At 72.4% G+C, this 9,423-nt stretch carries 7 protein-coding genes; 5 read left to right on the forward strand and 2 right to left on the reverse strand.

Features of this window, described 5'->3' with window-relative positions:
* Positions 1-995 (forward strand): FAD-binding oxidoreductase (locus HUW36_RS18225; RefSeq protein ID WP_174529276.1); only part of this gene is annotated, 995 nt, incomplete at its 5' end.
* Positions 996-1,031: 36 nt separating this feature from the next.
* The gene (locus HUW36_RS18230; RefSeq protein WP_174529277.1) at positions 1,032-1,763 is read left to right on the forward strand and encodes a MerR family transcriptional regulator; all 732 of its coding nucleotides are present in this window, start codon (positions 1,032-1,034) and stop codon (positions 1,761-1,763) included.
* Here HUW36_RS18230 and HUW36_RS34105 read toward each other — a convergent pair.
* Both HUW36_RS34105 and HUW36_RS18240 read right to left on the reverse strand, forming a co-directional pair.
* Complete coding sequence (locus HUW36_RS34105; RefSeq protein ID WP_217428832.1) at positions 1,675-2,241, reverse strand: DUF3159 domain-containing protein; 567 nt, start codon at positions 2,239-2,241, stop codon at positions 1,675-1,677. The genes HUW36_RS18230 and HUW36_RS34105 overlap by 89 nt on opposite strands.
* Before the next feature lie 26 nt (positions 2,242-2,267).
* Positions 2,268-3,767 (reverse strand): alpha/beta hydrolase, encoded by a 1,500-nt coding sequence (locus tag HUW36_RS18240; protein WP_174529278.1) that lies wholly within the window; start codon positions 3,765-3,767, stop codon positions 2,268-2,270.
* 221 nt (positions 3,768-3,988) lie between these two features.
* Between HUW36_RS18240 and HUW36_RS18245 the strand changes: the two genes are divergently transcribed.
* The 3 genes from HUW36_RS18245 to HUW36_RS18255 all read left to right on the forward strand — a co-directional run bounded on the left by HUW36_RS18245 (position 3,989) and on the right by HUW36_RS18255 (position 9,318).
* Positions 3,989-5,611: an alpha/beta fold hydrolase gene (locus HUW36_RS18245; RefSeq protein ID WP_174529279.1), complete on the forward strand. Its 1,623-nt coding sequence runs from the start codon at positions 3,989-3,991 to the stop codon at positions 5,609-5,611.
* A gap of 273 nt (positions 5,612-5,884) precedes the next feature.
* Positions 5,885-7,072, forward strand: coding sequence for a phthiocerol/phthiodiolone dimycocerosyl transferase family protein (locus tag HUW36_RS18250; RefSeq protein WP_174529280.1), 1,188 nt, complete (start codon positions 5,885-5,887; stop codon positions 7,070-7,072).
* A 413-nt stretch (positions 7,073-7,485) separates the two neighbouring features.
* The gene (locus HUW36_RS18255) at positions 7,486-9,318 is read left to right on the forward strand and encodes a PQQ-binding-like beta-propeller repeat protein (protein WP_174529281.1); all 1,833 of its coding nucleotides are present in this window, start codon (positions 7,486-7,488) and stop codon (positions 9,316-9,318) included.
* Positions 9,319-9,423: the final 105 nt, after the last annotated feature.

Here is a 9,423-nt window from a genome sequence, read left to right on the forward strand (position 1 = left end):
TGGCCGGTGGCGCCACCTCCGCCGACGTGGCCGCGGCCGCGCAGCGCGCCGGCCTGGTCGCGGCCACCGGGACGGCCGGTTCGGTCGGCATGGCCGGCCTGACGCTCGGCGGTGGCTACGGGCCACTGAGCGGCCGGTTCGGCCTTGCCGCCGACAACCTGCTCTCCGCCGACGTGGTGCTCGCCGACGGCACGTCGGTCACCGCGGACGAGGAGCACGATCCCGAGTTGCTCTGGGCCCTGCGCGGCGGTGGCGGCAACTTCGGCGTCGTCACCTCGATGCGGATCCGGTTGCACGCGGTCCCGACGATCCTGGCCGGGATGTTCATGTTCGGCTTCGACGTGCTGCCGGAGCTGGAGGAGTCGCTGCTGCGCGGGCCGGACGAGCTCACCGTGCAGGCCGGCTTCATCACCGCCCCGACCGGTGACCCGACGCTGTTCGTCGCGCCCACCTGGTGCGGCGACCCCGAGGTCGGGACCAAGGTGCTGCAACGGCTCACCGAGCTCGGCGAGCCGCTGACGGCGCAGTTCGGCCCGACCACGATGACCGACCAGCTCGCACAGATCGACGCGATGTTCCCGGCGGGCCGCCACGTCGAGATCGGGGCGCGTACGGTCACCGGACTCGACCGTACGGTCCAGGAGATCCTGCTCGGCGCCGCGGCCGCCAAGACCTCGCCGCTGTCGGCGATCTCGCTGCACAGCCTGCACGGCGCAGCCGCTCGCGTCCCCGCCGACGCCACCGCGTTCCGCAACCGGAACCCGCACCTGATGGTCGAGACCATCGCGGTCTGGGAACCCGGAGACCCCGCCGTGGACCGACACCGGGCCTGGGTCCGCAAGACCGACCGGCTTCCGGGCGGTTATCCCAACCTGCTCGGTCCGGGCGATGCCGAGCGCACCGCCGCAACGTTCGGGCCGAACGCCGAGCGCCTGCTCTCCGCCAAGAAGCGGTACGACCCCGACCTGGTGTTCCACGCCCCGGGACGGCTCTGACGGCCGGCGCCGGACACCATCGAACGGAGGTGCGCAGTGGGCTGGAGCACCCGGGAGATCGCCCAACTCGCCGGCACCACGCTGCGGGCGGTACGCCACTACCACGACGTCGGGCTGCTGGCCGAACCAGCCCGGCGTGCCAACGGCTACAAGCAGTACGGGGTTGCTCACCTCGTCCGGATCCTGCGCATCAGGCGCCTGACGGAGCTGGGGTTCTCGCTGTCGCAGATCGCGACCATGCAGGACACCGACGAGCAGCCCGTGGCGGCCCTGCGTGCCCTCGACGCCGAACTCGCGGCGACCATCGAACGGCTCCAGCGGGCCCGCCTCGAACTCGGCGCCATCCTGCGGCAGCCCACACCGGCGGAACTGCCGGCCGGCTTCGCCGCACCCGGTGTCGTGTCGACGATGCCGCCGGCCGACCGTTCGTTCATCGTCGTGCTGACCCGGGTACTCGGCACCGACACCATGCGGGCCTGGGCGGACATGCTGGGCAAGCCCGTCACCGACCCGGTCGCCGGGCGGTTCGACACGCTTCCCGCGGACGCGGACGAGCCGACCCGCGCGGCCGTGGCGCGGGACCTGGCCCCCTATGTACGCGCGCTGCTCGCGGACAACCCCGGAGTGCGGATCACGAACGACGGCACCCGGTACAGCGCGCACTACGTGCAGCAGGCGGTCAGCAAGGCCCTGGCGGAGCTCTACAACCCGGCGCAGTTGGACGTCCTGCGGCGCACCCACCGCCTGCTGTCCGAACCGCCTGACTGACCGACGGCACCGACCGGCGGGCGCCGGTGGACCGTGCCCGGTCAGGCGCGGCCGCGACGAGACGCGCGCCGCGCAGCCACCGCACGACGGACAACGCCAGCCCGGTCGCGACCGCGACACCGACAGCGGCCGGCAGCGGCAGGAACGCGTCGGCCGTGACGAACACGATCACCGGGACGGTCGAGTAGACGAACCCGGCCGGCCCGCCCATCTGCCGCAGGATCGCGGCCAGTTCCGCGCGGATCCGCTGTTGGCGCTCGATGCTGGCCGCCAGTTCGACGTCGAGGGCGCGGAACGTCTGTTCCGCGCCCTCGACCGACTCCTGCGCCACGGCGGTGTCGGCGAGCGACACGCCCAGGTCCACCAGGCGACGGATCCGCAGCAGCCGGACGAGATGCCGGATCCCGTACCGCTTGTAGCCGTTGGCCGCCCGTTCGGGCTCCTCCAGCCGCCCCCGATGCGCATGCGGCCATCGCACACCGTGCCCCGGGGGCACGGTGAACGTCAGCCGCGCCGGCAGGCCCGGTCGCCGGCCGGCATCGTGCCGTCCACCAGGTACGACGTGGTGAGGTTCAGCGCGCAGGCGTTGCCACCGAGCACGTAGACGCCGTGCCCGCTCCCGTCGACGGTGACCAGCCGGGAGCGCGCGTCGAACGTCTCCCGCAGCAGCCTGCCGCCGGCGAACGGGGTGACCGGGTCGTGCCGGTTCTGCAGGATCAGCACGTTGCGCGGCCCCTCGTCGTTCACCGCGACCGGCGGCTGCGTCGGCTCGTGCTTCCAGAAGGCGCAGGGGGTGATGTTGGCGCTGGCCGCGCCGAACAGCGGGAACCGCTTGCGGTCCTGCGCGACCGCCCGACGGTAGGTGTCCACGTCCTCGGGCCACGCGACGTCGTTGCAGGTGACGGCGAGGAACACGGTGAGGGCGTTGTCCTGCGGGTTGGCAGCGGTCGCCGCCTTCGCCCGCGGCGCCTCGCCGGGGTTCAGGTAGGTCTGCCAGATCCGCGCGAGGCTCGGGTACTGGATCTGGTTGTAGAGGGAGCCGAAGGTGATCTGCCGGAGGACGGCACCGGTGAGCCCGTCCGGGGCGGGCGTCTTGTCGAGCCGCTCGGCGATGGTGAGATAGGTCCGGCGTACCTGCTGCGGGGTGCGGCCCAGGCCGTAGGACTCGTGCCGCTTCGCCGCCCACGCCGCGAAGTCGGGGAACGTCTGCTCCATGCCGAGCGCGAACCGGCGCAGCCCGGCCCGGTCGAGGTGGGTGTCGCCGACGATGCTGTCCAGCACGACCCGGTCGGTGGTGGCCGGGAACATCGAGGTGTACGCGGCGCCGAGCGCCGAACCGTAGGACGCCCCGTAGAAGCTGGCCTTCTCCTCGCCCAGCGCGGCGCGGATCCGATCCAGGTCGCGGGCCATGTTCGCGGTCGTGAGGTGGCGCAGCCGGTCCTCGGTGTCGTGGGCCGCGCAGCGTTCGGCGACGTCCCGGGCGATGTCGGCCTGCCGGACCACGGCGGCGTCGTCGGGCGCGTACGGCGGGATGTTGGCCCAGTAGGCGTCATCGGCGGTGAAACCGCAGCTCACCGGCGACGAGTGCCCGACGCCCCGGGTGTCCATGCCGATCAGGTCGTAGGCGTCCGTGACGCCGGTCGGCAGGCCCTTCGAGACCAGGAAGGCCGGCTGGTCCAGCCCGGTGCCGCCCGGACCGCCCGGGTTGAACATCAGTACGCCGCGCCGCTTCTCCGGTTTCGTGCTCGCGATCCGCGACACCATCAGCTCGATCCGGGCGCCGTCCGGATCCTGGTAGTCCAACGGAACGGGCACCGTCGCGCACTGCACCGGCAGCGTCACCGTCGGGGGCACCACCACGTCCTTCGGGCACGCCGTCCACTGCGGAGCCCTCGTCGCCGCCCGCTCCGCGGGCGACTCGCCGGCCGTCGCCGGAATCACCGCGACCAGCGCTCCGACCAGTCCCAGCGTCCCCACCAGGGCCGTTGCACGTCTTCGCGACATTCTCATCTCCTGTCCGACCCGCGTTCAACGGGTTCGCACCCATGCGAACCTGTGCCCTCGGGGCACAGTCAACGCGGCACGGCAGACGTCGGGCACCTGTCGGCGGCTCGTCTCCGGACGTCGTCGGACAGATCACACCCGGGCGGGGTTGAGTGTGCCGCTACGGCCGGGTGTCTCGTCGAGGCCGCAGAGGTGCAGCACGAAACGACCCGGAGGCTCAGATGGCCCTGCTCGACCCCGGTCCACCCGTGGACCGGCCCGCCTCACCCGCTCGCCGGCGTACCACCGCTCGCGCCGGCGTCGCGTTCGGCGCGGCAGCGGTGCTCGCCTTGTCGGCTGCCTGCACCGGCACCCCGACCACGGCGGAGTCCGAGCCGGGGCCGTCCGCTGCCGGGCTGGAGGCGTACTACGGGCAGAAGCTGTCGTTCGGCTCGTGCGCGGGCTACGGCAGCACGCCGGGGGAGAAGAAGCAGTATGTCGCGCCCTTCGAGTGCGCGCGGCTGAAGGTGCCGCTGGACTACCGGGACCCGAAGGGCCGGACCATCCAGGTGGCGGTGCTCCGGCTCCCCGCCCAGGGCGCTCCGGGGCAGCGGATCGGCTCGCTGGTGCTCAACCCGGGCGGTCCGGGCGGTTCGGGGATGACCCAGGCGACGACCTTCAGCGTCGCGTACGCGAAGAGCCCACTGCTGCAACGTTTCGACGTGGTGGGATTCGATCCGCGCGGTGTCGGGTCGTCGACGCCCGCGATCAGCTGCTTCACCGACGCCGAACGCGATCGCGGCGAGGACCAGACCACCCTGCTGGCGTCCGCGGGGCAGTGGACCGCGCAGGACACCGAGCGGCTGGCGGAGCGCTGCGCGAAGGGCTCGGGCGGAGCGGAGATCCTGGCGGCGGTCGGCACCCGTAACGTCGCCCGGGACGTGGACGTCCTGCGGTCGGCGCTGGGTGACGAGAAGCTGACGTTCGCCGGGCAGAGCTACGGCACCCGCCTCGGCGCGGTCTACGCCGAGATGTTCGGCGGGAACGTGCGGGCCATGGTGCTGGACGGCGTGACGGACCCCACCCTGCAGAACCCGCAGCGGCGGCTCACCCAGCAGGCCGGCTTCCAGCAGAACTTCGAGAGGCTGGCGGCCTCCTGTGCCACCAGCCGGGACTGCCCGCTCGGCACCGACCCGGCCCGGGCCACGGAGGTCTTCCAGAAGCTGGTCCAGCCACTGATCGACGAGCCCGTCCCCGCCGGGAAGGGGCGCACGCTCACCTTCAACCAGGCCACCGGCGGCGTCACCGCCGGCCTCTACTATCCCGAGGCCTGGCCGACGATCATCAAGGGCCTCACGCAGCTCAAGCGGGGCGACGGGTCGCAGATCCTCAAGGTCGGCGACGTGTTCGGTGGTCGGGATCCCTCCGGTGTGTGGACCAACTTCCTCGAGGCCAACCTCGCCGTCAACTGCAACGACGAGGTACGCCGCACACCCGAGCAGGAAGCCCGGCTGCGCGCCGACATCGCCCGGACCAGCCCGTTCGTCGACACCGGCAGGAACGTGGACGGGGTCACCCGGGACGCGTGCGAATCCTGGCCCGGCGAGCCCAGCCTCGGCATCCCGTACGCGCAGGACGTCGAGGGCCTGCCCGACACGCTGATCATCTCCGTCACCGGCGACCCGGCCACCCCGTACGCCGCCGGCAAGGTCCTCGCCGACGAGATCGGCGGTACGGTGCTCACCGTCGAGGGTGCGCGGCACACCGTGGCGCAGGAGGGGGTCAACCCCTGCGTCAACGCCGCCTTCACCGCCTACCTCATCGATCTGAAGGTCCCCGCGCAAGGCCAACGCTGTCGACTCTGACCGGACCCACCGGGGTGGGCTCCGGACGTGGCGGGCGGCCACGAAGCGGCCCGTCACGCCCGTGAACACGCCGGGCTGCCCTCCCCACGCCGTTGATGCCCGATCGGCATGAGTCCCCCGGCTTCTGTCTTCGACGGCGTCCCGGATCACTGTCAGGGTCGGGTCCTGCCCGACCGGCCGGGCAGTCCGAGCACCGAGCGCGGCCACACCAATCGGCACACCGACACGAAGGAAGACATGCGCCACTCTCCAGCACACCCGATCGTGCGTCCGTTGGGGGCGTTCGAGCACGTCATCGACCTCTACATCAGTCGCAACCCGGTACAGTTCTCGCTCGTCGTCGAACTCGCCTCGCCCGTCTCGGCGCACCGACTGGAGCGCGCGCTCGCCCAACTCCAGCGGACGCACCCCCTGCTCGCCGTCGGCATCGACCGCAGCGGCGACCGCCCGGCCTTCCGTGAGTCGACCGAGCCCATCGGGGTCCGGCACGTCAGCGGGGTCGACTGGCGCGAAGCGGCGGCGCAGGAGCAGACCCGTCCCGTCGACGCCGACGGGAGCCCGCTGGCGCGCGCGACGCTCGTGGGCGACGCACCAGACGGCCGGGGGAGCGCCGTCGTCCTGACGTTCTCCCACCAGATCACCGACGGACGCGGCGCGCTCCGCGCCGCGCACGACCTCCTCGCGATCCTCGACGCTCGGACGCTCCCGGCCCGGCCGGTGCCCCTCGACCAGGAGAGCCTGCTCGAACGCCTACCCGGGACGGAGCGGCCGACCGATCACACCCCGGGTCCTCCGGCGGAGCCGGCTGTCGCCACGGTCCGTCCGTTCGACGCCGCGGCGCCGAGCATCGAGACCGCCGAACTCGACCCCGCGACGACCGCACACCTTCGCTCCACCGCCCGAGCCAACGGGTCGACCGTCCAGGGCGCGATCTGTGCCGCGGCGGCGCAGGCGCTCTCCGCGCTCACCGGGGCCGAGAGCATCCGCGTCAACGTTCCCGTCGACCTCCGCTCCGCGCTCGATCTCGAGGACGACGTGGTGAACCGCTTCACGGCGACGGCCGTGGTGCTGCGCGCACCCGCGCAGAGCACGCTCTGGTCCCTGGCGAAGGACGCGACGGCGCAACTGCGGGCCGCACGGGCCGGCGCCCGGCAGGCGGCTCTGATGCTGGGGTCGCTCGAACCCGCCGACGCCTCGCAGGCGGAGGCGGCGATGCTCGCCGCCACGGCCGCCGACCTGGAGATCACCAACCTGGGTACGTCCGAGCCCGACAGTTCCTCCGCCGTCGCGATCTGGGGGCCGACGATGACGACGCAGGTCCGCGACGAGCGCATCCTCGGCGTCGTCACGCACGCCGGGTCGTTGCGGCTCGTCCTGACGACACACGGCGACACGCGTGGCCTTCCCGCCGACGTCGCCGGCCGGCTGGCCCGACTGGGAGGTTCCGGAGCCGAGGGCTAGGTTTCCGCCCCGGCGCCGGCCGCCGCCGGAGCGAACGGCAGGTGGCGGCGCAACCGGCGCGCGGCGTGGCGGGTGCGCCCCGGCAACGGTGACGGCTCTCCCCGGGGGCGACCGACGCCGGGCGGTGCCATCGCCGCCGCGGCTCGTCCGGTTGTCCCGGTCGGTGCCTGAGGCCTGCCGACGAGGTCGGCGGCGTTGACGGGGAAGGTGCCCGACTTTAGGGTCTGGTCTATTAACGGCCCGGCCCGTAATGGCGCCGGTGTCGCGATCGACTCGGTGAAGGGGCAACTATGTCGGGAGTTGTGTCACGACGGGCGGCGCTCGCTGGGCTTGGAGCGGTAACGGTAGGAGCCGTATTTCCTCAGGCGGCGCACGCATCTCCGCCGTCGGGCAGCGGGGGCCCGCTCGACGTCGTGATCAGTGATCTCGGCCCCGCCTCGCGGGTGCTGAACTTCGGCAACGGCGTCCGCGTGGGCAACGAGATCTGGTTCGCCACCCGGCAGATCCTGCCCACTCGGGTCGCGGCCTACGACCTGACCGAGCGTCGGATCACGAAGACGGCGCTGATCCCCGGGGTGCCCGGTCTGTGGGGCATCGACGCGGTCGGCACCGACCTCTTCGTCAGCTCGTACACCCCGGGTCTGCTGTTCAAGGTGGACACGGTCACCCTCGAGGTCGCGCAGGTGCTCGACCTGCGACAGGAGGTCGGGTGGAGTGTCAAGGCGTCGCCGGACGGCAAGGTCTTCGTCGGCACGTACCCGTCGGCCCGGCTGTGGGAGTACGACCCGGCCACCGGCCGGGCTACCGACCACGGTCGGATGGATCCGGACGACACCTACGTCCGCGACCTGGTCGCGACGGGGACGACCGTCTACTGCGGCATCGGGTCCCGCGCCGGGCTGGTCGCCTACGACCGCGCCACCGCGACGCGCACGGACATCCTCCCGGACGAACTCCGCGGCCGGACCTTCGGCGCGGTCTGCCATCTGGCCGGTGACCACCTCGTGGTCGGGATCTCGCCCACCGCCGAGATCCTCGTCGTGGACACCCGCGACCACAGCCGCTACCAGATCCTGTCCACGCCAGGCGACTCGTTCGTCGTCGGCATCACCAGCCGCGGCGACGAGGTCTTCTACACCACCCGCCCCTCCGGCTCGCTGTACCGCTTCACCCTCGGCGACACCGCACCGACCCTGGTCGGCGTGCCGGTCGCCGAGGCGTCCAACGTCCGGCTCGGCTTCCTCGACGACGGCCGGCTCTGGGCCGTGCAGACCGCCGGGGGCATCGTCTACGACCTGACGACCCGCACCACCGAGGCGCTCGACATGAGCTCCCCGGAGCTGGCGCCCACTCCGGAGCGACCCATGTCGCTGAGCTATGCCGGTGACCGGATCGTCGTCGGCGGCACGCTCGGCGTCCAGGTCGTCTCGACCGCGCCGACACCCGCCTTCGACACCTACCGGGTGCCCTTCGGGGGTGAGGCCAAGGACATGGACACCTGGCGCGGGGTGACGCACATGGGTGTCTACACGCTGGCCCGGTACCTCACCCTGCCGGTCGGCGGCCGGGTGGCGACCGAGGTCGCCCGGGTGGATCCCGCCGAGGAGCAGACCCGCCCGACGTCCCTGGTGGTCGACCGGCGTCGCGGCCTGGTGCTGATGGCCACCGAGCCGGACTACGGCCGTTGGGAGGGCGCCCTCACCGTCTTCGACGGGCGGGAATCGCGTACCTGGCGGGGGATCCTGCCGGACCAGACGGTCCAGTCGCTCTGCCCGGATCCGCACGGCGTGTTCCTCGGCGGCAGCATCATCAACGGCTACGGCACCACCCCGACGACGACCCGCGCCAAGCTCGGCTACTTCGACCACCGTACGCGGCGCCTGGCCTGGCTGGTCGAACCCACGTCCGGCGAGGTGATCGTCGATCTGAAACTGGTCGGCCGGGTGCTCGTCGGGGTGACCCGGGACGGGGAGCTGTTCGCGCTGGACCCGCGTACCCGCAAGGTGTTCTGGCGGATCGACGTCGGCGCGGTCGGCGGCAAGCTCGCCGTGGTCGACGAGCGGATCTTCGGCACCGACGGGACGCGGTTGTGGGCGGTACGGGTCGGCCGTGGTGAACCGTCGCTCACGGTGCTGGCCGACGGGCTCGACCAGTCCTGGTTCGGCGCTCCGGAGGTGGTCGGCGACGGCGTACGCACGCTGTTCACCACCCGGGGCACCAACCTGATCCGGGTCGACCTGGGCTAACGGCGGCGGCGGCGAAGTAGGGGTCGGTGACGTCGTGGCAGATGACGCCGACGGTGCGGTGGGAGGCGCCGGCCAACGCGCGGGCGTGCGCGTTGGGGGTGTACG

Origin of the sequence: Micromonospora maritima, from assembly GCF_902825405.1 — a bacterium.
GTDB classification, from domain to species: Bacteria; Actinomycetota; Actinomycetes; order Mycobacteriales; family Micromonosporaceae; genus Micromonospora; species Micromonospora maritima.